At 58.8% G+C, this 23145-nt stretch carries 23 protein-coding genes, 1 tRNA gene and 1 pseudogene; 11 read left to right on the plus strand and 14 right to left on the minus strand.

Annotated features, from left to right (window positions below; genetic code table 11):
- Positions 1-8: 8 nt before the first annotated feature.
- The 3 genes from cyoB to cyoD are packed head-to-tail and all read left to right on the plus strand — an operon-like array spanning position 9 to position 3039.
- The gene (gene cyoB, locus AC5SEO_RS09250) at positions 9-2012 is read left to right on the plus strand and encodes a cytochrome o ubiquinol oxidase subunit I (RefSeq protein ID WP_003514419.1); all 2004 of its coding nucleotides are present in this window, start codon (positions 9-11) and stop codon (positions 2010-2012) included.
- 5 nt (positions 2013-2017) lie between these two features.
- Positions 2018-2644: a cytochrome o ubiquinol oxidase subunit III gene (gene cyoC / locus AC5SEO_RS09255; RefSeq protein WP_003514417.1), complete on the plus strand. Its 627-nt coding sequence runs from the start codon at positions 2018-2020 to the stop codon at positions 2642-2644.
- Positions 2644-3039, plus strand: coding sequence for a cytochrome o ubiquinol oxidase subunit IV (gene cyoD, locus AC5SEO_RS09260; RefSeq protein ID WP_003514416.1), 396 nt, complete (start codon positions 2644-2646; stop codon positions 3037-3039). Before cyoC ends, cyoD begins: the two co-directional genes overlap by 1 nt.
- On the opposite strand, the pseudogene AC5SEO_RS09265 reads toward cyoD, so the two are convergent.
- Positions 2975-3136, minus strand: a pseudogene (locus AC5SEO_RS09265) (twin-arginine translocation signal domain-containing protein); the annotation flags it as partial. The gene cyoD and the pseudogene AC5SEO_RS09265 overlap by 65 nt on opposite strands.
- A gap of 90 nt (positions 3137-3226) precedes the next feature.
- Between AC5SEO_RS09265 and AC5SEO_RS09270 the strand changes: the two are divergent.
- The 5 genes from AC5SEO_RS09270 (at position 3227) to AC5SEO_RS09290 (ending at position 7688) form a co-directional block, all read left to right on the plus strand.
- Entirely contained in the window at positions 3227-3997 is a 771-nt protein-coding gene (locus AC5SEO_RS09270; protein WP_174067936.1) for an SURF1 family protein, read from the plus strand.
- A gap of 114 nt (positions 3998-4111) precedes the next feature.
- Entirely contained in the window at positions 4112-5332 is a 1221-nt protein-coding gene (locus AC5SEO_RS09275; RefSeq protein WP_174067935.1) for a phosphopentomutase, read from the plus strand.
- Positions 5329-6306, plus strand: a complete 978-nt coding sequence (locus AC5SEO_RS09280; protein ID WP_013635251.1) for an adenosine deaminase — start codon at positions 5329-5331, stop codon at positions 6304-6306. The genes AC5SEO_RS09275 and AC5SEO_RS09280 overlap by 4 nt, the downstream gene beginning before the upstream one ends.
- A gap of 96 nt (positions 6307-6402) precedes the next feature.
- Complete coding sequence (gene upp / locus AC5SEO_RS09285) at positions 6403-7032, plus strand: uracil phosphoribosyltransferase (RefSeq protein ID WP_003493096.1); 630 nt, start codon at positions 6403-6405, stop codon at positions 7030-7032.
- A gap of 134 nt (positions 7033-7166) precedes the next feature.
- A complete protein-coding gene (locus AC5SEO_RS09290) occupies positions 7167-7688 on the plus strand; it encodes a TIGR02281 family clan AA aspartic protease (RefSeq protein ID WP_013635250.1) in 522 nt (173 codons plus the stop codon).
- Here the strand turns inward: AC5SEO_RS09290 and deoA are convergent.
- The 10 genes from deoA to AC5SEO_RS09340 form a co-directional block, all read right to left on the minus strand.
- A complete protein-coding gene (gene deoA, locus AC5SEO_RS09295; protein WP_174067934.1) occupies positions 7681-8997 on the minus strand; it encodes a thymidine phosphorylase in 1317 nt (438 codons plus the stop codon). The two genes, AC5SEO_RS09290 and deoA, sit on opposite strands and share 8 nt — an antisense overlap.
- Entirely contained in the window at positions 8994-9767 is a 774-nt protein-coding gene (gene deoC / locus AC5SEO_RS09300) for a deoxyribose-phosphate aldolase (protein WP_003514408.1), read from the minus strand. Before deoC ends, deoA begins: the two co-directional genes overlap by 4 nt.
- A gap of 2 nt (positions 9768-9769) precedes the next feature.
- Positions 9770-10570, minus strand: coding sequence for a purine-nucleoside phosphorylase (locus AC5SEO_RS09305; protein ID WP_013635248.1), 801 nt, complete (start codon positions 10568-10570; stop codon positions 9770-9772).
- The gene (locus AC5SEO_RS09310) at positions 10570-10959 is read right to left on the minus strand and encodes a cytidine deaminase (RefSeq protein WP_019564546.1); all 390 of its coding nucleotides are present in this window, start codon (positions 10957-10959) and stop codon (positions 10570-10572) included. The genes AC5SEO_RS09305 and AC5SEO_RS09310 overlap by 1 nt, the downstream gene beginning before the upstream one ends.
- Before the next feature lie 19 nt (positions 10960-10978).
- The gene (locus AC5SEO_RS09315; RefSeq protein WP_003514401.1) at positions 10979-11950 is read right to left on the minus strand and encodes an ABC transporter permease; all 972 of its coding nucleotides are present in this window, start codon (positions 11948-11950) and stop codon (positions 10979-10981) included.
- A gap of 6 nt (positions 11951-11956) precedes the next feature.
- Positions 11957-13060 carry an ABC transporter permease gene (locus tag AC5SEO_RS09320; RefSeq protein WP_003514397.1) on the minus strand — a complete coding sequence of 368 codons (1104 nt, stop codon included), beginning with the start codon at positions 13058-13060 and terminating at the stop codon, positions 11957-11959.
- A 7-nt stretch (positions 13061-13067) separates the two neighbouring features.
- Positions 13068-14573, minus strand: a complete 1506-nt coding sequence (locus AC5SEO_RS09325; RefSeq protein WP_003514394.1) for an ABC transporter ATP-binding protein — start codon at positions 14571-14573, stop codon at positions 13068-13070.
- Between the two features lie 83 nt (positions 14574-14656).
- On the minus strand, positions 14657-15649 hold the full coding sequence (locus AC5SEO_RS09330; protein WP_003514392.1) for a BMP family lipoprotein: 993 nt from the start codon (positions 15647-15649) through the stop codon (positions 14657-14659).
- 214 nt (positions 15650-15863) lie between these two features.
- Positions 15864-16514 carry a peptide-methionine (S)-S-oxide reductase MsrA gene (gene msrA, locus AC5SEO_RS09335; RefSeq protein WP_019564547.1) on the minus strand — a complete coding sequence of 217 codons (651 nt, stop codon included), beginning with the start codon at positions 16512-16514 and terminating at the stop codon, positions 15864-15866.
- A 77-nt stretch (positions 16515-16591) separates the two neighbouring features.
- Positions 16592-16909 (minus strand): hypothetical protein, encoded by a 318-nt coding sequence (locus tag AC5SEO_RS09340; RefSeq protein WP_013635245.1) that lies wholly within the window; start codon positions 16907-16909, stop codon positions 16592-16594.
- A 220-nt stretch (positions 16910-17129) separates the two neighbouring features.
- On the opposite strand from AC5SEO_RS09340, the gene AC5SEO_RS09345 reads away from it, so the two are divergent.
- From AC5SEO_RS09345 to dnaJ, 3 genes are all read left to right on the plus strand, one after another.
- Positions 17130-17219, plus strand: a tRNA-Ser gene (locus AC5SEO_RS09345).
- 287 nt (positions 17220-17506) lie between these two features.
- A complete protein-coding gene (gene dnaK / locus AC5SEO_RS09350; protein ID WP_003514373.1) occupies positions 17507-19408 on the plus strand; it encodes a molecular chaperone DnaK in 1902 nt (633 codons plus the stop codon).
- A 90-nt stretch (positions 19409-19498) separates the two neighbouring features.
- A complete protein-coding gene (gene dnaJ / locus AC5SEO_RS09355; RefSeq protein WP_003514371.1) occupies positions 19499-20632 on the plus strand; it encodes a molecular chaperone DnaJ in 1134 nt (377 codons plus the stop codon).
- Between the two features lie 67 nt (positions 20633-20699).
- Here dnaJ and AC5SEO_RS09360 read toward each other — a convergent pair whose 3' ends face one another.
- From AC5SEO_RS09360 to AC5SEO_RS09370, 3 genes are all read right to left on the minus strand, one after another.
- Positions 20700-21251, minus strand: coding sequence for a DUF924 family protein (locus AC5SEO_RS09360; protein ID WP_174060635.1), 552 nt, complete (start codon positions 21249-21251; stop codon positions 20700-20702).
- A gap of 13 nt (positions 21252-21264) precedes the next feature.
- Positions 21265-21477, minus strand: a complete 213-nt coding sequence (locus tag AC5SEO_RS09365) for a SlyX family protein (protein ID WP_013635242.1) — start codon at positions 21475-21477, stop codon at positions 21265-21267.
- 153 nt (positions 21478-21630) lie between these two features.
- Complete coding sequence (locus AC5SEO_RS09370; protein ID WP_013635241.1) at positions 21631-23136, minus strand: tripartite tricarboxylate transporter permease; 1506 nt, start codon at positions 23134-23136, stop codon at positions 21631-21633.
- Positions 23137-23145: the final 9 nt, after the last annotated feature.

Below are 23145 nucleotides of genomic sequence, written 5' to 3' on the forward strand. Positions count from 1 at the left end.
GGCTAAAAATGATCGTCAATTCCGATCAAACGTCATTCCTGTTCGGGAAGCTGACATGGGAGTCCATCCCGCTTCACGAGCCCATTCTCGTCGCGACCTTCGCGGCAGTGGCTCTGGGCGGCATCGCCGTCGTCGGCGCCCTCACCTATTTCCGGCTGTGGGGTTATCTCTGGAATGAGTGGTTCACGAGCATCGATCACAAGAAGATCGGTATCATGTACATCATTCTGGCACTCGTCATGCTGCTGCGCGGTTTCGCAGATGCCATCATGATGCGCGTCCAGCAGGCGATCGCCTCCGGCGGATCGGAAGGCTATCTTCCGCCGCACCATTACGACCAGATTTTCACGGCCCATGGCGTCATCATGATCTTCTTCATGGCCATGCCGATGATCACCGGTCTCATGAACTTCGTCGTGCCGCTGCAAATCGGCGCCCGCGACGTTTCGTTCCCCTTCCTCAACAACTTCTCGTTCTGGATGACCACGGCCGGCGCCGTCATCACCATGATCTCGCTATTCATCGGTGAATATGCGCAGACTGGCTGGCTTGCCTATCCGCCGCTTTCCGGCATCGACGGAAGTCCGGGCGTGGGTGTGGATTATTACATCTGGGGTCTGCAGATCGCCGGTGTGGGCACGACGCTCTCTGGTATCAACCTGATAGTCACGATCATCAAGATGCGCGCACCTGGCATGACAATGATGCGCCTGCCGATCTTCGTCTGGACGTCGCTGTGTTCGAACATCCTGATCGTGGCATCCTTCCCGATCCTCACCGGCACGCTCGCCCTTCTGACCCTTGACCGTTACGTTGGCACGAATTTCTTCACCAACGATCTCGGCGGCAACCCGATGATGTATGTCAACCTCATCTGGATCTGGGGCCATCCCGAAGTTTACATCCTGGTGCTGCCGGCCTTCGGCGTCTTCTCGGAAATCGTCTCGACCTTCTCCAACAAGCGTCTTTTCGGTTATGCCTCGATGGTCTATGCGACGGGTGTCATCACCATCCTCGCCTACATCGTTTGGCTGCACCACTTCTTCACCATGGGTTCCGGCGCAAGCGTCAACGCTTTCTTCGGCATCACCACGATGATCATATCGATCCCGACCGGTGCGAAGATCTTCAACTGGCTCTTCACCATGTACAAGGGCCGCATCAAGTTCGACGTTCCGATGCTGTGGACGATCGGTTTCATGATCACCTTCGTCATCGGCGGCATGACCGGCGTTCTTCTCGCTGTTCCGCCGGCGGACTTCGTGCTCCACAACTCGCTGTTCCTCATCGCCCACTTCCACAACACCATCATCGGTGGCGTGGTGTTCGGTGTGCTTGCGGGTATCGTCTACTGGTTCCCGAAGGCCTTCGGCTACCGCCTGGATCCGTTCTGGGGCAAGCTGTCCTTCTGGTTCTGGTTCATCGGCTTCTACTTCGCCTTCATGCCGCTCTACATTCTCGGCCTGATGGGTGTGACCCGCCGTATCAGCCAGTTCGAAGACAATTCGCTCCAGATCTGGTTCCTGATCGCAGCCTTCGGCGCCTTCCTGATCGCGCTCGGCATCGCTTCCTTCGTCATCCAGCTCATCGTCAGCTTCTTGAAGCGCGATCAGCTCCGTGACGTGACCGGCGATCCCTATCATGGGCGTACGCTGGAGTGGTCGACCTCGTCGCCTCCGCCTGCCTACAACTTCGCTTTCACGCCGGTTGTGCATGACGTCGACGCCTGGGCGGATATGAAGAAGCGCGGTTACGACCGTCCCAAGGAAGGCTTCATACCGATCCATATGCCGAAGAACACAGGTGCGGGCGTAATCATCAGCGCCATCAGCGTCGTGCTTGGCTTTGCATTGGTGTGGCACATCTGGTGGCTGGCGGCTCTGTCCATGCTCGCCATCATCGCGGTCTCGATCGCCCATACCTTCAACTACAACCGCGAATACTACATTCCTGCCTCCGATGTTTCGACAGTCGAGGCGGAACGTACGAAGCTGCTTGCGGAACAGGCGTAACGAATATGGCTCATACACCTGCACAAAGCGCCGCGGGCGCGGAAACACCGGTCTTCTACCTGAAAGAAGACCACCATCCGGAGAACGGCACCTCGCTGGGCTTCTGGCTCTATCTGATGAGCGACTGCCTCATCTTCGCAACGCTGTTTGCCACCTATGCCGTTGTCGGCCGCAACTACGCGGCCGGCCCTTCGGGCGCAGATCTGTTCGATCTGAAGCTTGTGGCGATCAACACCGCCTTCCTGCTTTTCTCTTCCATCACCTATGGCTTCGCCATGCTGGAAATGGAAAAGCAGAAGGTGAAGACAACGCTGATCTGGCTCGGCATCACCGGTCTCTTCGGTCTCGCCTTCCTCGCCGTGGAACTTTACGAGTTCCATCACCTGATCGAAGAAGGTGCAGGTCCACAGCGTTCAGCGTTCCTTTCCGCCTTCTTCGCGCTGGTTGGAACGCACGGTCTGCACGTCACCTTCGGCGTGATCTGGCTCGTCACACTGATGTTCCAGGTCGCAAAGCATGGTCTGATCGCCGCAAACAAGCGTCGCCTGATGTGCCTATCGATGTTCTGGCACTTCCTTGACGTCATCTGGATCGGCGTCTTCTCCTTCGTTTATCTCATGGGAGTTCTTTGATGAGTTCCGAAGCACACGCACACCACGACGCGCATGGCGACGACCATCATCACCATGATGGCGCCAGCCACGGTACGTTCAAAAGCTACATGATCGGCTTCGTCCTGTCGGTCATCCTGACGGCGATCCCGTTCTGGCTGGTCATGGGCGACGTTCTTGAAAACAAGACGCTGCTGGTCATCGCGATCATGGGTCTCGGCGTCATCCAGATCTTCGTGCACATGATCTACTTCCTGCACATGGACACCAAGTCCGAAGGCGGCTGGACCTTCATGGCGCTGATCTTCACCGTCGTGGTGCTGCTGATCACGCTCTCCGGCTCACTCTGGGTCATGTACAACATGAACAAGAACATGATGCCGCTGCACATCGAGGATGTGAAAAATCTGCCCTGAGCAGCCATAGATCAACGGCCTGCCGGATTTCCGGCAGGCCGCTTTCTGCGCCAGCACACGACCCCGCAGCGCATAACCCCATGAATCGTCGGCGCGATTTATGGGGTTATTTGCTGGAAGACCCGGATGCCGACAGCCGACAGTGTTGCCGCAGCAAACCGCATGGCCTTGCAAGGACTGTGAAACCATGACCGATCCGTCGACAACCGCCCCGCACACGCGACGCGTCCGCCCCGCAGCAATCGTCGTGCTGCTTCTGACTATTGTACTGACAGGCTTCCTGCTGGCGCTTGGAACATGGCAGGTTCAACGCCTCTTCTGGAAGCTCGATCTCATCGAACGCGTCGAAGCTCGCGCCCATGCCGCACCTGTGGATGCACCGGCAGCCCGCGAATGGCCGGCCCTTGCCGATCCCGCAGAGTATGAATATCGCCGCGTGAAACTGTCCGGCACCTTCCTCAACGACAAGGAGGTCCAGGTCTATACGGTCAGCGATCTCGGGCCCGGCTACTGGGTGATGACGCCGCTGAGACGCGATGACGGATCGAATATCATCGTCAATCGTGGCTTCGTGCCTTCCGACAAACGCGATCCATCCTCGCGCCGCGAAGGGGAACCAACCGGGCAGGTCGAGATCGTCGGGCTGATGCGCGCGCCAGAAACCGGCGGGCTTTTCCTTCGAACCAACGATCCGGCAAATCGGCGCTGGTACTCCCGCAATATCCCGCAGATATCGCAGGCATCCGGCCTTTCCGGCGTGGCGCCCTTTTATGTCGATGCCGATGCGACGCCCAATCCGGGTGGCCTACCGGTCGGCGGCAAGACCATGCTCACCTTCCCCAACAACCACCTGTCCTACGCCATCACATGGTATATTCTGGCGGCCATGGTAATTGCCGCTGGATGGTACGTGCTGCGCAATCTCAACGCGCCGAAATCGAAACGGGAAGAGGATTGAACAGCCGGTTTTACCGGATGGTTCATAAAATCACTTCCTTCTTCACGTTTTGCTGATCTATAACGACAGTTCGGCCTGACATTGCCCGTCGGCGCATTTTCGTTTCGGTGAGTTATGGCAAGAGCATTTCTTCTCGTTCTGGATTCCTTCGGTGTCGGCGGTGCGCCTGACGCGGAGCATTATGGCGACCTCGGCGCCAATACGCTCGGTCATATCGCCGAATTCTGTGCGGCAGGTGCTGCCGACAGGCCGGGCCTTCGGGCGGGTCCGCTGAAGCTGCCCAACATGTCTTCGCTTGGTCTTCTGGAGATTGCACGACAAGCAAGCGGCGACATTCCCGCCGGCATGGAGCCGCCGGAACGTATTTTCGGCCTGCATGGCTCCGCCAGCGAAATATCGAAGGGCAAGGATACGCCCTCAGGCCATTGGGAGATCGCGGGCACGCCCGTCACCTTCGACTGGGGCTACTTCCCGACAGAAGGCGACGCCTTTTCTCCCGAACTGGTGGAAGCCATCTGCACGCAAGCGGATATTCCAGGCATTCTCGGCAATTGCCACGCTTCCGGCACCGAGATCATCGCGGAGTTTGGCGAAGAGCATATCAGGAGCGGCAAGCCGATCTGCTACACCTCATCCGATTCCGTGTTCCAGATCGCCGCGCACGAGGCCCATTTCGGATTGCAGCGGCTCGTCACGCTCTGCGAGACGGTGCGCAAGCTGCTCGATCCGCTGAATATCGGCCGTGTCATTGCCCGTCCCTTCATCGGCGAGACGGTAGCAACCTTCGAACGCACCGGCAACCGCCGCGATTTCTCCGTTCCGCCGCCCGAACCGACGTTGCTCGACCGCCTTGTGGAGGCTGGCAGGAAAGTGCACGCGATCGGCAAGATTGGCGATATCTATGCTCACAAGGGTGTGTCGCGCATCATCAAGGCAAATGGCAACAGCGCCCTGATGGATGCAACGCTGCACGCTATTGACGAAGCCGAAAACGGCGATCTTGTCTTCACCAATTTCGTCGATTTCGACATGCTCTACGGCCATCGCCGCGATGTTGCCGGTTATGCGGCGGCGCTTGAAGCCTTCGATGCGCGCATTCCGGAAATCCATCGCAAAATGGCGCCGGGCGACATCGCCATTCTTACCGCTGACCATGGTTGCGATCCCACATGGCGGGGCACGGACCATACGCGGGAAAGAGTGCCGATCATGGCATTCGGGCCTGGCATCCGCTCACGCGATGTCGGCATTCGTTCAAGCTACGCCGACATCGGCGAAAGCATCGCCCACCATCTAGGTATCGAGGCCGGTTCGCACGGCAGGAGCTTCATTTGACATCGCATTTGCTGAAAGCGGAAATTCACTGCCACCTGGAAGGTGCGGCACCCCCTGCCCTCGTCGCAAAACAGGCTGAGAAATACGGCATAGACACCAGCAGCTTTCTGCGCGACGGCCAGTACGTCTGGTCGGATTTTGCGCAATTCATCCAGTGCTACGATGCGGTGGCGCAGGTGTTCAAGACCGATGAGGACTATGCGGTTCTGACGCAAACCTATCTGACCGAACTTGCCGAGGCCAATACGATCTATAGCGAGCTCATCATCTCGCCCGATCATGGCGACCGCATCGGGCTCGGCGCTGACGCCTATCTCTCCGGTATCGCCGAGGGCATCCGGATCGCGAAAGAAAAGACCGGTATCGAAACCCGCATCATCGTGACCGGCGAGCGGCATTTCGGTCCTGAACGGGTCATCGCGGCGGCTGAATATGCAGCACGGACGAAACACCCGCTGGTGACCGGTTTCAACATGGCGGGCGAGGAGCGCATGGGCCGCGTCGCCGATTATGCACGCGCCTTCGACATTGCCCGCGATGCCGGCCTTGGGCTGACCATCCATGCGGGCGAGGTCTGCGGACCGGAAAGCGTCGTCGATGCGCTCGATCTCGTGAAGCCGTCGCGCATCGGCCATGGCGTGCGCGCCATCGAAGACGCCGCTCTCGTCGCCCGGCTGGTTGAGGCGGGAACAGTGCTTGAGGTCTGCCCCGGATCAAATATCGCGCTCAACGTTTATCCCGATTTCGGCAGCCATCCGCTGAGGGCGTTGCGCGATGCCGGGGTGCGCGTCTGCATCAGTTCCGACGATCCGCCATTCTTCTTTACCTCGCTTGCCCGTGAATATGCGCTGGCTGCGGATGCTTTCGGTTTCAGCGATGCCGAGATCAACCGCATGACCCGAACCGCACTGGAAAGCGCCTTTGTGGATGAAGTCACACGCGCCCGGCTGCTTGCGAAACTCGATAGCCACTAGGCATCGGTTGGCGGGGTAAAACCGCGAAGAAGGCTTGCGAAAAGCCTGCTTTCGGTGAATTACAGGGGCACAGGATTAAAAAGGAAGGCCAGTTTCATGGACGGCGTCACAGTCATCGAACATCCGCTGGTGCGGCACAAACTTACCATCATGCGCAAGAAGGAAACCTCGACAGCCGGCTTCCGCCGCCTGCTCAGGGAAATCTCGACGCTGCTCTGCTATGAAGTGACGCGCGACCTTGAAATGACGATGGAAACCATCGATACGCCGCTCGAAACCATCGAGGCTCCGGTGCTGGAGGGCAAGAAGCTGGTTTTCGCCTCCATCCTGCGTGCCGGCAACGGCCTTCTGGAAGGCATGCTCGAGCTCGTGCCTTCGGCGCGTGTTGCGCATATCGGCGTGTATCGCGATCACGATACGCTGGAGGCGGTCGAATATTACTTCAAGGCTCCTGAAAGCCTCGATGCCCGCCTTATCATCGTCGTCGATCCAATGCTGGCGACCGGCAATTCCTCCATCGCTGCGGTTGAAAAGCTGAAGGAGCGGGGCGCGAAGAACATCCGCTTCCTGTGTCTGCTGGCTGCACCCGAAGGCATCAAGAATTTCCGTGAAGCGCATCCCGACGTGCCGATCTATACTGCCGCAATCGACAAGCAACTGAATGAAAAGGGTTATATCGTTCCCGGCCTCGGCGATGCCGGCGACCGCATGTACGGCACGAAATAACACCGTTCATCATCGCTTAACCGTTTGAGCCATTCGCCGACCAACAAGCGACGAATGGCTTTTTCTTTTAAGATTTCAGCATGTTTTGCGTCTATTCTGCATAGGGATAACCCTGCCTTCTCAGGAGCGACGACTTGCTGGCGCGTACGATTTTTCTGCTTATCGGTCTTTCGGTCAGCGCCACGCAGATTCCGGCGCTGGTGGAAAAATTTCAGCCGCGCCCGGAAGCCAAGGTGGAAAAAGCCGAAGTCAAATCGGAAGCCGTCAAACCGGAACCCGTTTCGCTTGGTGGCGTCAATCTGAAAGCGGACGCACGCGGCCACTTCAACGCCGCCTTCCGTATCAACGGCAAATCTTTCGACGGGCTTGTCGATACCGGCGCCTCCATGGTTGCCATCAATGAGACGATCGCCCGGCGGCTCGGTTTCGGCGTCAACAGCCTCGATTTCAAATATCCGATCTCAACCGCCAACGGCCAGACCATGGCGGCCTATCTGAAGCTCGACCGGGTGGAAATCGGCACGATCCGCGTTCAGAATGTCGACGCCATGGTGCTGAAAGATAATGCGTTGAGCAACATGCTTGTTGGCATGAGCTTCCTGAAACAACTATCGTCATTCAAGGTATCGGGTGGCGAAATGAGGCTGGTCAGGTAATTCGCTCGAGGACCACAGTGCTGGTTTCCATCGCAGTGTCAGCAACCCCATAGCAGGCCGTAATCCTTTTGACGGCAAGTTCCGCTTCTTGCTTAGAGGCCGCATGGACGCAGGCGATTGGTTCGCCTTTTTCCACTTTTGTGCCAAGCGGCAGGATATCGGAGATCCCGACCGAGGGGTCGATCTTGTCTGACGGCATTCTTCTGCCGCCGCCAAGCTCGACAACGACCATGCCGAGATCGCGCGTAGCACAGGATGCCAGCCAGCCGCTGCGCTCAGCCGAAACCGGGAGAATGACCGGCGCCGATGGCAGGTAACGCGATGGATGATCGACAAAGTCCGCAGGCCCGCCAAGTGCTGCGACCATTTTCGCAAAGACTTCCATGGCACGCCCGGAGGAAAGGGCGGCCTCAGCCAGCGCCTCGCCTTCATCCAGAGTGGCCGCGCTGCCCGCTTGCACCAGCATTTCCGCAGCAAAGGCAAGAACCACCTTTTCGAGACGCGTTCCCGCCTTGCGGCCAGCCAGAAAGTCCAGGCAATTGACGATTTCGACCGCATTGCCTGCGGCATCGCCAAGCGGCTGGTTCATGTCGGTTATAAGAGCCGTCGTCGGCAAGCCTGCGCCATTTGCCACATCGACCAGCGCGACGGCGAGATTACGGGCATCCTCCACACTCTGCATGAAAGCGCCGTTGCCGACCTTCACATCCAGAACCAGCGTCTGAAGTCCGGCCGCAAGCTTCTTCGACAGAATGGAGGCGGTGATCAACGGGATGGAATCCACCGTCGCGGTCACGTCCCTGATAGCATAGAGGCGCTTGTCTGCGGGGGCGAGATCGCCCGTCTGGCCGATGATGGCACAGCCTACCGTCTTGACCGTCTGGCGGAACAGGGCTTCGTCCGGCATCACATCGTAACCGGGGATCGCTTCCAGCTTGTCGAGCGTGCCGCCGGTATGGCCAAGGCCCCTGCCGGAAATCATCGGCACGGCAAGACCGCAGGCGGCAACGATCGGGGCGAGCATCAGGGAGACATTGTCGCCGACGCCGCCGGTCGAGTGCTTGTCCGCCACCGTCCTGCCAATATCGTTCCAGGACAGGACATCGCCGCTGTCGCGCATGGCGAGTGTCAGCGCCACCATCTCGTCGCGGTTCATACCCCGGAAAAACACCGCCATGGCAAAAGCAGCTGCCTGGCCTTCCGATATGCCGTCCTTGGACAGCGCCTCGATAAAAGCGGCAATCTCCTGCGGCGCAAGAGACAGGCCATCACGTTTGCGGCGGATGATTTCCTGCGGGATCAAGCTCAATACCCGCTGGCGGCCTTGGCCGGTTCGCCACCGGCCAGCACGTTCAGGACATCATCGAGAACGCCGGAAGCGCCGAAGCGGAACGTGGACGGCATGGCCCAGTCGGGCGCCATGATTGTTTCCGCCAGCCGCAGATAAAGCGTGGCGTCTTCCACCGTGCCGACACCGCCGGCAGGCTTGAAGCCCACCTTCTGCCTGCTGTCGCGGATCGCCTGCAACATGATATCGGCGGCTTCCAGCGTGGCGTTGATGGCGACCTTGCCTGTTGAGGTCTTGATGAAATCGGCCCCTTCGGCAATGGCGAGTTCGGAAGCACGACGAATGAGAGCCTTGTCCTTCAGCTCGCCGGTTTCGAGAATGACCTTGAGAAGAACGGGTGCGACGCAGACCTTGCGTACGGCAGCCACCATCTCGGAAACAGCCGTTTCATCGCCTGCTATGAACTTACGATAGGGGATGACCAGATCGATTTCGTCGGCACCGTCGCGGATAGCTGCCTCGGTCTCCGCCACCACGGTCGCAACATCCAGATCGCCCGAAGGAAAATTGACGACCGTGGCGATACGGATCGCATGGTCTTTTCCGAAAGCGGCACGCGCCTGCGCGACGAAACGCGGCCAGATGCAGATCGCGGCGGTATTGCCGTATTCGGTATGAGCCCTCTGGCACAAAGCAGCAATCTGCTCGGGCGTGCAGTCTTCCTTGAGGTTGGTCAGGTCCAGCAAGGATAGTGTCAGGGCAGCCGCTTCGCGCGGACGCTGGAGTTCCATGGTCACGCTCCTCCTGCGATCATTTCTTTCAAGATGGCGGCAAGCCTCTTGCCGCCTACCGGAGCCATGTCCTTGGTTTCCTCATGGCTCAGTTCAGCGCCAGTCATGCCGGCACCGTAATTGGTAATAACCGATGCGGCGGCAACGCGCATCCCGAAAAAGCGGGCGAGGATGACTTCCGGCACGGTGGACATGCCGACGGCATCCGCACCCAGCAGCCGCGCCATGCGGATTTCCGCCGGCGTTTCGAAGCTCGGGCCGGAAAACCACATATAGACGCCGCCGAACAAGGGCACCGTCGCGCGGATCGCGGCATTACGCATCGCGAGCATCAGGTCCGGATCATAAGCCGTGGTCATGCCGACGAAGCGGTTGTCGCTCTCTTCGCCAATCAGCGGGTTCATGCCGGAATAATTGATATGATCGGTGATCTGCATGACCGAGCCGGGCGGTATGTCCTGCCTGACCGAGCCTGCAGAATTGGTGAGGATGAGCGACTGCACGCCAAGACCGGCGAGCGCCTCAATGACCGCGCGCATGGCGGCCGGATCGCCTTTTTCGTAATAGTGCACCCGGCCGGACAGCATCATCACCGGCTCGCCACCGAGATATCCGGCCACCAACTCGCCCGCATGGCCAGAAACGCCGCTTGCAGGGAAACCGGGAAGTTCGGTGTAGGGCACGCGGATCGCATCGCTGACCTCGTCCACCAGCGACCCCAGGCCTGAGCCCAGCACGATGGCGATGCGCGGCATCAGGCCATTCAGACGCTCCACCAGAATATCGATCAGCGTATCCGGCATCAGGGCAGCTCGGTCTTGAAGCTGAATGGCAAAAGTTCATCCATGGTCATGACCTTCTGAACACCGGTTTCGTCACAGAGATAGACCTTGGTGTCTGGCGAGGCGAATTCGGCGATCTTCTGCCGGCAGCCGCCGCAGGGCGGGCAAAGAGCAAGCTTTTCCGCGATGACGGCGATCTCGCTTATCTTCTTTGCTCCACCCATGATCATGGCGCTGATGGCCGAAGGCTCGGCGCACCAGCCTTGAGGGAAGGAGAGGTTCTCGATATTGGCGCCCTTGTAGATCTTACCGTCTTCAGCGCGGATTGCCGCACCGACAGGGAATTTCGAATAGGGCGCATGGGCAAAGGCCATGGCCTCCACCGCTGCCTCGAACAACTGATGGGACATTGGTTCACGGGACATGGATTTAACGCTCCTTCGCATAGGCAACGCCACCGGCCTTAGGGGGCTTGGCGACGCCGATGAAACCGGCAAGCAGGATGCAGGTCAGAATGTAGGGCATGGCCTGGAAAATCTGCACCGGCACTTCACCGATACCCGGCACGGATTTGCCCTGCATGAAGTTGGCGAAAGCATCCAGGAAACCGAAGAGCAGGCATGCGAACATGACCGGCACCGGCTTCCATTTCGCGAAGATCAGCGCCGCGAGTGCAATATAGCCCTTACCGGCCGACATGTTGGCGATGAAGGCCGCCGATTGCGCAACGGCGAGATAGGCGCCCGAAAAACCGCAGAGGAAGCCGGCAACGATGACGGCGCGGTAACGCATCCATGTCACCGAAATGCCCGCCGTATCGACCGCGCCCGGATTTTCACCCACCGCGCGCAGGCGAAGGCCGAAACGGGTGCGGTAAAGCACCCACCAGGACAGCGGCACCGCCAGAAAGGCGAGATAGGTCAGGATGTTGTTGCCGGAAATGACATTGGCGTAGAGCGGGCCGATGAAAGGCACTTCGCGCATCGCATCCGCACCGGGCAGGATGATCGGTGCGAAACGGCCTTCGCCCGGCAATTGCGGCGTGCGCCCGCCCTGCCCGAACCACGCCTGCCCCAGAACCACCGTCAGACCGGCGGCAATGAAGTTGAGCGCCACGCCCGAAACGATCTGGTTGCCGCGATTTGTGATGACGGCAAAGCCGTGGATCAGCGAAAACAGGATGGAGACGGCAATGCCCGCAAGCAGGCCGGCCCAAGGATTTGCGGTGAGATAGGCGACACAAGCCGAAGCAAAGGCTGCCGCCAGCATCTTGCCTTCAAGGCCGATATCGAACACGCCCGCGCGTTCGGAAAACAGCCCGGCAAGCGCCGTGAACAGAAGCGGGATGGTGAGACGGACGGTCGAGCCGAGAATGCTGACCAGCATATCGAAGAAATCCATATCAGCTCACCCCTTTGCCAAGCGCTGGTAGATGCGGACGATCGCCGGCCGGTACATGTATTCGAGCGCGCCGGCAAACAGGATAACCAGACCCTGGATGACGACGATCATCTCACGGGTAATATTCGGCATCTCGAAAGAGAGGTCTGCACCACCCTGATAGAGAATGCCGAACAGCAGCGCCGAAAACAGGATGCCGAGCGGGTGGCTTCGCCCCATCAGAGACACGGCGATGCCGACGAAACCCGCACCGCCGACAAATTCCACCTGCAAGCGGGCGGAAGCCCCCATGACCGGGTTCAGCGCCATCATACCTGCCAAACCGCCGGAAATGAGCATGGCAATGATGACGGTGCGCGCATAGGGAATGCCGGCATAGACGGCGGCCGAGGGGCTGACGCCGAGCGTGCGCATCTCATAACCGAGCTTGGTGCGCCAGATCAGCACCCAGACGAGAAAACACATGACCAGTGCGATGATGAAGGAGACGTTGAACGGCGCCGGCCCGAGCTTCAGGCCGAACAGCGCCATCAGCCAGTCGAGCTTCGGCAATTGCCCACCCGGCAGAAAGGTGCGCGTTTCCGGCGCCATCTTGCCCGGCACGATCAGCACGTTCACCAGCAGATAGACCATCAACGCCGCAGCGATGAAGTTGAACATGATAGTGGTTATGACGACGTGGCTACCGCGTTTTGCCTGCAGCCATGCCGGAATAAACGCCCAGGCCGCGCCGAAAACCGCAGCGCCGATGATGGCGAAGGGCATCGTCACATACCACGGCACATAACGGTCGAGCGCCAGCGCCACCAGCGCCGCGCCCAGTCCGCCAATATAGGCCTGGCCTTCAGAACCGATGTTGAACAGACCGGCATGGAAGGCGACCGCCACAGAGAGGCCGGTGAAGATGAAACTCGTCGTATAAAACAGCGTGAAGCCGATGGCATCGCCACGACCTAACGCACCTTCGATGAGCAGGCGAAGCGCCGCGAGCGGATTTTCACCGATCGACCAGACGACGAGGCCGGAAATCAGAAATGCGGTAACTACATTTAAAAACGGCAGGAGGCCGTAGGTGATCCAGTTTGGCAGGGGTACGGAAGCGGTGCTCATTCATGCCTCATGCGGCGATGCCGGCCATCATCAGGCCCAGCGTCTGTTCTTCGGCTTCCGCCGTTTTTTCTCCAACGACACGCCCGGCGAACATGACCATGATCCGGTCCGAAAGGGAACGGATTTCATCGAGTTCGACCGAAACCAGCAAGATCGCCTTGCCGGCATCGCGCATTTCGATGATGCGGCGATGGATGAATTCGATGGCGCCGATATCCACACCGCGGGTCGGCTGGCCGATGATCAGCATCTTGGGGTCACGCTCGATTTCGCGGGCAACGACGATCTTCTGCTGGTTGCCGCCGGAAAAATTGGCGGTCTTCAGCTGCGGGTTCGGCGGGCGAATATCGTATTTCTCGATCTTTTCGACCGCATCCTTGCGGATGGCCTCGGGGTTGAGGAAAGGGCCTTTGCCGTATCGCTCGTCATGGTGATAGCCGAGGATGGAATTTTCATATTCCTCGAATTTCAGCACCAGCCCCATATGGTGCCGGTCTTCCGGAATATGTGCGAGACCGAGTTCGCGCAGAATGGACGGATCGGGCCGATCAACCTTCTGCCCGGCCACCCATATCTCGCCCGAGTAAGGCTTGCGGATGCCTGCGATCGCTTCGAGGAGCTCAGACTGGCCATTGCCGGCCACACCGGCGATGCCGACGATTTCACCGGCGCGGACATCCAGCGAGACATCGTCGACCATGGTGACGCCGCGGCTGTCCTTGACGGTCAGATTACGGATGGAAAGGAGAACCTCGCCCGGCGTCGTCTCGCCTTTTTCCACCCGTAGCAGCACGCGACGGCCGACCATCAGTTCGGCCAGTTCCTCAACGCTGGTTTCGGAGGTTTTGCGGGTCGCCACCATTTCGCCGCGGCGCATGACGGAGACGGAATCCGTGATCGCCATGATCTCGCGCAGCTTGTGGGTGATGAGGATGACGGTTTTGCCCTGCTCACGCAGGACACCGAGGATCTTGAAAAGATGATCGGCTTCCGCAGGCGTGAGAACGCCGGTCGGCTCATCGAGGATCAGGATTTCGGCGCCACGATACATGGCTTTCAGGATTTCGACGCGCTGTTGCAGGCCGACCGGCAGTTCCTCGATCACAGCATCCGGATCGACTTCCAGCCCGTAGTCGTCTTCAAGGCGCTTCAACTCCTTGCGCGCAGCCGCCCTGCCCTTGGCAAGCGATGCGCCGCCTTCCGCGCCCAGCATGACGTTTTCCAGCACGGTGAAATTTTCCACCAGCATGAAATGCTGATGGACCATGCCGATGCCAGCACTGATCGCAGCCTGGCTGTCGCGGATCGATACCGGCGCGCCGTTTACCCGGATTTCACCGGCATCAGCCTGGTAAAAACCGTAGAGGATCGACATCAGGGTCGATTTTCCGGCACCGTTTTCCCCGATGATGCCGTGGATCGTACCCTTGGCAACGGTCAGGTTGATATTCTTATTGGCGTGAACGGCACCGAATTTTTTATCGATGCCCACGAGTTCGATTGCTGGGTCCATACTCAAACCGAAACCTCTCCGAAGGCTGGATATGAAAAGGGCGCAAGGTGAAAAATCACCATGCGCCCCAGACACATATCATATCATTTCGGGCAGGAATTGTCCGCCATATAGTCATGAACCTTGATGGTGCCGGCAATGATGTCGGCCTTCGCCTTGTCCACGGCGGCGGTCATTTCCGGCGTGATCAGGGCCTTGTTGTTGTCATCGAGAGCATAGGCAACGCCGTCTTCCTTGACGCCGAGAGCAACGATGCCGGGGGTGAACTTGTCGTCCTTGGCATCCTTGTAGGCGTTGTAGACAGCCAGATCGACGCGCTTGACCATCGAGGTCAGAACCGAGCCGGGGTGCAGGTGGTTCTGGTTGGAATCGACGCCGATCGAGAATTTCTTGTTGTCGGCAGCGGTCTGCAACACGCCGATACCGGTCGCACCGGCTGCCGCGTAGATCACGTCAGCGCCCTGGTCGATCTGGTTCTTGGTCAGTTCGCCACCGCGCACCGGATCATTCCAAGCCGCACCCGTGGTGCCGGTCATGTTCTGGAAGACTTCGATCTTGTCGTTGGCAGCCTTGGCGCCCTGCGCATAACCACAGGCGAATTTACGGATAAGCGGAATATCCATGCCGCCGATGAAGCCGACCTTACCGGTCTTGGAGGCCATGCCTGCCAGAAGACCGACGAGATAAGAGCCTTCGTGCTCCTTGTAGACGACCGAGCGGACATTCGGCAGTTCGACGACGGAATCGACGATGACGAACTTGGTGTCAGGGAATTCGGCTGCAACCTTTTCCATGGCCGACGTCCAGGCGAAGGACACGGCAACAACCGGGTTAAAGCCCTTGCTGGCGAAGTTGCGGATAGCCTGCTCGCCCTGCGTATCGCTGGTCGGTTCAAAATCGCGGAACTCGATGCCCGTTTCTGCCTTGAACTTCTCAGCGCCAGCCGCGGCGGCTTCGTTGAACGACTTGTCGAACTTGCCGCCCGTACCATAAACCAATGCCGGCTTGATATCGGCAGCAAGCGCGGAAGCCGACATGGCGGCGAGCGCAAAAAGCGTCAGAAGGGATTTTTTCATTGTGCAGCCCTGTTGTTGCAATTGATATTTTAAGGGTCCTCCCGCAAACCCGTTGACCGGGAATGTCTGCGGAACCGCCAGCCGTTATCCCGGCTGTGCTTGGCTCATATCCTTGCATGGCTCAATGAAAAATTCATCCGGTTTTTTTGACCCGGTGGAAAAACTTTATTCTGGCGTTTTTTTGGTCTTTCCACCTGGGCAACGTGCAAAAAATCTAGTCGATATTGCAGCTTACGCCGGTTCCCCTGAGCCCGCAGTAGCCGCCCGGATTCTTGGCAAGATATTGCTGGTGATAGTCTTCCGCGTAATAAAATGTTTCAAGCGGTCCAATTTCGGTGGTGATGGCGCGGCCATGCCCCGCCTCGTCCAAAGCCTGCTGAAAAGCGTCGTGCGCCTTCTGCGCCTGCTGCAACTGGCCTTCGGTATTGGCATAGATGGCGGAACGATAGGTCGTGCCGACGTCGTTGCCCTGCCGCATCCCTTGCGTCGGATCATGCTCCTCGAAGAATATCTTAAGCAGGCCTGACAGCGAGATGACGGCCGGATCGTAGACGACCTTGACCACTTCGGCGTGGCCCGTCTGGCCCGTCGTCGTCTCCTGATAGGTGGGATTGCGGGTAAAGCCGCCGGCATAACCCACCGCCGTCACCCACACACCCGGTGTCTGCCAGAACAGGCGCTCCGCACCCCAGAAGCAACCCATACCCAGATAGATGATTTCCAAACCATCGGGATAAGGCCCCTTCAAGGGCCGGCCATTGACGAAATGGGTCTCGGGCACGGCAAGCGCCTCTTCACGGCCGGGCAAAGCCGTCTCTTCGGTCGGCATCGTCGTCTTTTTTGAAAGCGTATCGAACAGGAACATTCGGTCCTCCGTGCGGCCGATTATGCCGCTTCTCAGGGTTCACATCTGCGGGGCGCGCGCGCTGTCAGTTGATAAATTCAGACTGACGAACGCCTCATCACTTTGCGCTTCCTGTAACCGGCCATCCAGCAAAGCAGGGATAGCGCGAGGAAAAAAGCAAATGCCGGCAGTCCCGACAGGGCATTTTCAATGAAGCGCCACGCTTCAGGGTGAATATAGTGAGCCAAGGCCGTTTCCACCATGGTGCGCGAGGCAGGAAGAAGATAGTTCCAGACGGACAGGATGCCGGTGATATTGACCGAGGATGTGGAAACCGAGCGGATCGAATCGAGTACGCCAAGAAAAACAGCTGCAATGAGAAGAAGAAAGCTCAAAAACCGCAAAAAAGCTTTCATCAGGATACCTCGGTTGCGGCTCGTCGTTTCGACAGCCATGTTTTGAAAGATATATTGCATCGATAAAGGCGGGAAAACCGGTTTGCAATCGCATCGGAAGGCAGGAAATTGCCGACAATTCAAAAAACTGTCAGATTCGTGTTGATCCCAGCGAATTCATCGGTATATATCGCGCCGTTCCAGTGATTTGCATTCCTCAAAACATGCAGATTTGAAAAAAGGACAGGTGGCCGAGTGGTTTAAGGCGCACGCCTGGAACGCGTGTGTGCGTGAAAGCGTACCGTGGGTTCGAATCCCACCCTGTCCGCCATTTCACCTCACCTCAATGACTTTATAAACGCGCCTCCGCATCGGCATGACCGTGGCAGTCAAAGTCACGTTTTTGCCCTTCTGCAAGCCTTGATGGCTATGCTTCTGCACAGACAGGGGTTTCATCCGCTTTTTTGCAGCGCTTCACCCTCTCTTGCGCCTTGCAGCAGGAAAAATCGCTCCTTATATACGCCGCATAACAGCAGCGAATACTGCAAATCCAAGTCAAGGAGTTGTCCATGGAATGCCTCACGGGGTTCCGACAGCTCGCTTCAAGGAGAGAAGAGCATGGCAAAAGTAATCGGTATCGACCTTGGCACAACCAATTCCTGCGTTGCAGTGATGGACGGCAAGGACACGAAAGTTATTGAAAACGCGGAAGGCGCGCGCACTACGCCATCCATGGTGGCATTTTCCGACGATGGCGAACGCCTTGTCGGCCAGCCGGCCAAGCGCCAGGCGGTCACCAACCCGACCAACACCCTGTTTGCGGTCAAGCGCCTCATCGGTCGCCGTTATGAAGACCCGACCGTCGAAAAGGACAAGGCTCTCGTTCCCTTCGAAATCGTCAAGGGCGACAATGGCGACGCATGGGTGAAGGCTCAGGACAAGAACTATTCCCCTTCGCAGATTTCCGCGATGATCCTTCAGAAGATGAAGGAAACGGCTGAATCCTACCTCGGCGAAAAGGTCGAGAAGGCCGTCATCACTGTTCCGGCATACTTCAACGACGCCCAGCGCCAGGCAACCAAGGATGCCGGCCGCATCGCCGGTCTGGACGTCCTGCGCATCATCAACGAGCCGACCGCGGCAGCCCTCGCTTACGGCCTCGACAAGAAGGACGGCAAGACCATCGCCGTTTACGACCTTGGCGGCGGCACCTTCGATATTTCCGTTCTGGAAATCGGCGACGGCGTTTTCGAAGTGAAGTCCACCAACGGCGATACCTTCCTCGGCGGTGAAGACTTCGACATGCGTCTGGTCGAATATCTGGCCGGCGAGTTCAAGAAGGATCAGGGCATCGACCTGAAGAACGACAAGCTCGCTCTGCAGCGCCTCAAGGAAGCTGCCGAAAAGGCCAAGATCGAACTTTCGTCCTCGCAGCAGACCGAAATCAACCTGCCGTTCATCACGGCTGATGCTTCCGGTCCGAAGCACCTGACGCTGAAGCTGACCCGCGCCAAGTTCGAAAGCCTGGTGGACGATCTGGTGCAGCGCACCGTCGCCCCTTGCAAGGCTGCCCTCAAGGATGCCGGCGTTACCGCTGCCGAGATCGACGAAGTCGTTCTCGTTGGTGGCATGAGCCGCATGCCGAAGGTGCAGGAAGTCGTCAAGCAGCTGTTCGGCAAGGAGCCGCACAAGGGCGTGAACCCTGATGAAGTGGTTGCCATGGGCGCCGCCATTCAGGCCGGCGTTCTGCAGGGCGACGTCAAGGACGTTCTGCTTCTCGACGTGACGCCGCTGTCGCTCGGCATCGAAACGCTGGGTGGCGTCTTCACCCGTCTGATCGATCGCAACACGACGATCCCGACGAAGAAGAGCCAGACCTTCTCGACCGCCGAAGACAGCCAGTCGGCTGTGACGATCCGTGTCTCGCAGGGCGAGCGCGAAATGGCACAGGATAACAAGCTGCTCGGCCAGTTCGACCTCGTCGGCCTGCCGCCGGCACCCCGCGGCGTTCCGCAGATCGAAGTGACCTTCGATATCGACGCCAACGGCATCGTGCAGGTTTCGGCGAAAGACAAGGGCACCGGCAAGGAACAGCAGATCCGTATCCAGGCTTCCGGTGGTCTTTCCGACGCCGACATCGAGAAGATGGTCAAGGACGCTGAAGCCAACGCCGAAGCCGACAAGAAGCGTCGTGCGGGTGTGGAAGCCAAGAACCAAGCCGAAAGCCTCGTTCACTCCACCGAGAAATCGGTGAAGGAATATGGCGACAAGGTTTCCGAAACCGACCGCAAGGCCATCGAAGACGCCATTGCCAGCCTGAAGACGGCCGTTGAGGCTTCCGAACCGGATGCCGACGACATTCAGGCAAAGACCCAGACCCTCATGGAAGTTTCCATGAAGCTCGGTCAGGCCATCTACGAAGCGCAGCAGGCTGAAGCCGGCGCTAACGGAGAAGGCGGCAAGGACGACGTCGTCGACGCCGACTATGAGGAAATCAAGGACGACAAGAAGTCCGCATAATCGCGTGACTTCCCGTCTCCTGTCGATACATGCAAGACATCCGGCTGCCGAAGTGCAGCCGGAAATCCATTTGCGAGGCTTGTTATCTTAATGGCGAAAGCAGACTTTTACGAAACACTCGGCGTCAGCAAGACCGCGGACGAAAAAGAGCTGAAAAGCGCCTTCCGCAAACTCGCGATGAAATACCATCCGGACAAGAACCCGGATGATGCTGATTCCGAACGGAAGTTCAAGGAAATCAACGAAGCCTATGAAACGCTGAAGGACCCGCAAAAACGCGCGGCCTATGACCGTTTTGGCCACGCCGCCTTTGAAAATGGCGGCATGGGCGGCGGTGGTATGGGCGGCGGCGGTTTCGCCAATGGCGGCTTCTCGGATATCTTCGAAGACATCTTCGGCGAGATGATGGGCGGCGGACGCGCACGCCGCTCTTCCGGCGGTCGCGAGCGCGGCGCCGACCTTCGCTACAACATGGAAATCACGCTGGAAGAAGCCTTTGCCGGCAAGACGGCGCAGATCAGGGTTCCAACCTCGATAACCTGCGATGTCTGTTCCGGTTCCGGCGCAAAACCCGGCACGCAACCCAAAACCTGCGGCACCTGTCAGGGTTCCGGCCGCGTGCGCGCAGCCCAGGGCTTCTTCTCGGTAGAACGCACCTGCCCCACCTGCCACGGGCGTGGACAGACGATTTCCGATCCGTGCAGCAAGTGCCACGGCCAGGGCCGCGTGACGGAAGAGCGTTCGCTTTCGGTCAACATTCCCTCGGGTATCGAGGATGGCACCCGCATTCGCCTGCAGGGCGAAGGCGAAGCCGGCATGCGTGGCGGCCCGGCGGGCGATCTCTACATCTTCCTGTCCGTGCGTCCGCATGAGTTCTTCCAGCGCGACGGTGCCGATCTCTATTGCACCGTGCCGATCTCCATGACGACGGCCGCTCTTGGCGGCACCTTCGATGTGACGACGCTCGACGGCACGAAGTCTCGCGTGACGGTTCCGGAAGGCACCCAGCCAGGCAAGCAGTTCCGCCTGAAGGGCAAGGGCATGCCGGTGCTGCGTTCGGCGCAGACTGGCGATCTCTACATCCAGATCCAGATCGAGACACCGCAGAAGCTCAGCAAGCGCCAGCGCGAGCTGTTGCAGGAGTTCGAGCAACTCTCGTCCCAGGAGAATAATCCGGAATCGACCGGCTTCTTTGCCCGGATGAAGGAATTCTTCGACGGCTGATCTGCGGCCGTTACCCACCAAAAAAAGCGCCGCCGTCTTTCGGGACTGGCGGCGTTTTTCGTTGAAATCAGCCAGTAAAACCGCCCGCATCAAGATATTGCCGTTCCTCCGGCGTCGTTTCCCGCAGCAATATGTCGTTGCGATGCGGAAAGCGGCCAAAACGCGCGACGATATCGTGATGCTCTTCGGCATGGTGGAGATAAAGCCCGCCAAGCGGCCGGTTGAGCGTGCAGGCACGCTCCTGATCCTCGATGCTTTCCGAATGGGAAAAGGGCAGATAGAAAAAGACCCGCAAATCCTCGGTCACCGCCTGATCGTGGCCGCGACGGATGGCCTCGCTGGCGAACATGCGTGCCAGCGGATCGGTCGCATACATATGCGCTGTCTCGCGAAAGCAGTTACGCGGGAACTGATCCAGCAGAAGCATCAGCGCGAGGCTGCTTTCCGCACCGTCCAGCCAGCCATCCAATTCGCGCCTTGCAGCAGCAAAATGGGCATCGCGGAAACGGTCATGAAAGTGATCGTCGAAGGCGGCGTCCTTGTCGAACCACTTGTCCGGTCCTGCCTGCTTCCAGAAATCCACAATTTCGGCGGCAAGTGCGGCTGTATCGCTCCTCATCGGGTCTCCCTCATCAATAATGCGGCGGCCGGGTAATTGCGGGCGCGTCCAGCGACTGCTCCTCAAGGCTCAGGAACCTTTCCGTCAACCGGTCGAGCTTGGCGCGGGTCTGTTCCACCACCTTCCACTGTTCCGTCAGCTGGTCGGACAGTTCCTCTATAGTCTTGGCCTGATGCGCGATCGTTTCCTCAAGCGCAATGATCCGTTTTTCGGTTTCCGACGTCATATCGACCTCTCTTTCCCGCCCTTCCTTGGCCCTAAAAAGCTTCAAGTCAACCATATGCCGCTTCGGTGAACCGGATTCCTCACAGCGATCCCATCAACGCAGAAACGCCGGCGACATTTCCATCACCGGCGTTCCGAATATTTCGAGACCTGCTCAGTCTTCTTCTACGAAAACCTCTTCGCGCTTTTTCTTCACGCTGGGCAGGAAGACGATGATCAGCACCGCCAGAGCAATAAACAGCAGGGTAGCGCTGATCGGTCGGGTGACGAAGGTCGTCGGATCGCCACGTGACAGGATCATGGCGCGTCGCAGGTTTTCCTCCAGCAGCGGCCCAAGCACGAAGCCCAGCAGCAGCGGCGCCGGCTCGCAGCGCAGCTTCACGAGCACATAACCAATGAAGCCGAAGAAGGCGACGGCGTAGAGATCGAAGACGTTGGAATTGACGCTGTAAACCCCGATGGCGCAGAAGGCCATGATGATGGGGAAAAGCACGTAATAAGGCACCGTCAGCAGCTTCACCCAAAGCCCGATCAGGGGCAGGTTGAGGATGACGAGCATCAGATTGCCAATCCACATCGAGGCGATGATGCCCCAGAACAGCGCCGGCTGCTCGGTCGCAACGTTCGGACCGGGCACGATGCCCTGAATGATCATCGCACCGATCATCAGCGCCATCACCGGGTTTGCGGGAATGCCGAGCGTCAGAAGCGGGATGAACGAGGTCTGGGCACCGGCATTATTGGCGGATTCCGGACCGGCAACACCGGCGACCGCACCGTGTCCAAACTCCTCAGGATGCTTGGAGACGCGTTTCTCGACGGTGTAGGATGCGAAGGCAGCGAGAATTGCACCGCCGCCGGGCAGGATGCCCAGTGCCGAACCGATGACCGTACCGCGCAGCACCGGGCCGACCATCGCCTTGAAGTCTTCCTTCGACGGCATCAGGCTGCTGACCTTGGCGATCAGCACCGAGCGCGTGCGCTCGTTTTCGAGATTGCGCAGGATTTCGGCGATACCGAATACACCCACCGCCACCGCAACGAAATTCAGCCCATCGGCATATTCACGGATGCCGAGAGTGAAGCGTGGCGCGCCGCTGTAGATATCCGTGCCGACCAGACCGAGCAGCAGGCCAAGCACGACCATGGCCAGCGCCTTGACGATGGAACCATGGGCAAGCGCGATGGATGAGACAAGGCCGACGACCATCAGCGAGAAATATTCCGCCGCGCCGAATTCCAGCGCAATCGCCGTCAAAGGCGGTGCAAAGACTGCCACGAGAAAGGTGGAAACCGTGCCGGCAAAAAACGAGCCGATGGCGGCAATCGCAAGTGCGGCACCCGCCTTGCCCTTGCGCGCCATCTGGTAGCCGTCAATGGCGGTCACGGCGGATGAGGACTCCCCCGGCATGTTGATGAGGATCGCCGTGGTGGAGCCGCCATATTGCGCGCCGTAATAGATGCCTGCGAGCATGATGAGCGATGAGACGGGCTCAAGCTGAAAGGTGATCGGCAACAGCATGGCGATGGTTGCGGTTGCGCCGATGCCCGGCAGCACGCCGATCAGCGTGCCGAGCAGCACGCCAATCAGGCAGAAGAACAGGTTTGCCAGCGACGTGGCCGTGACGAAACCGAGAGCAAGATTATCAAGCAATTCCATTACGGCACC

The organism is Agrobacterium sp. K11 (assembly GCF_059429395.1).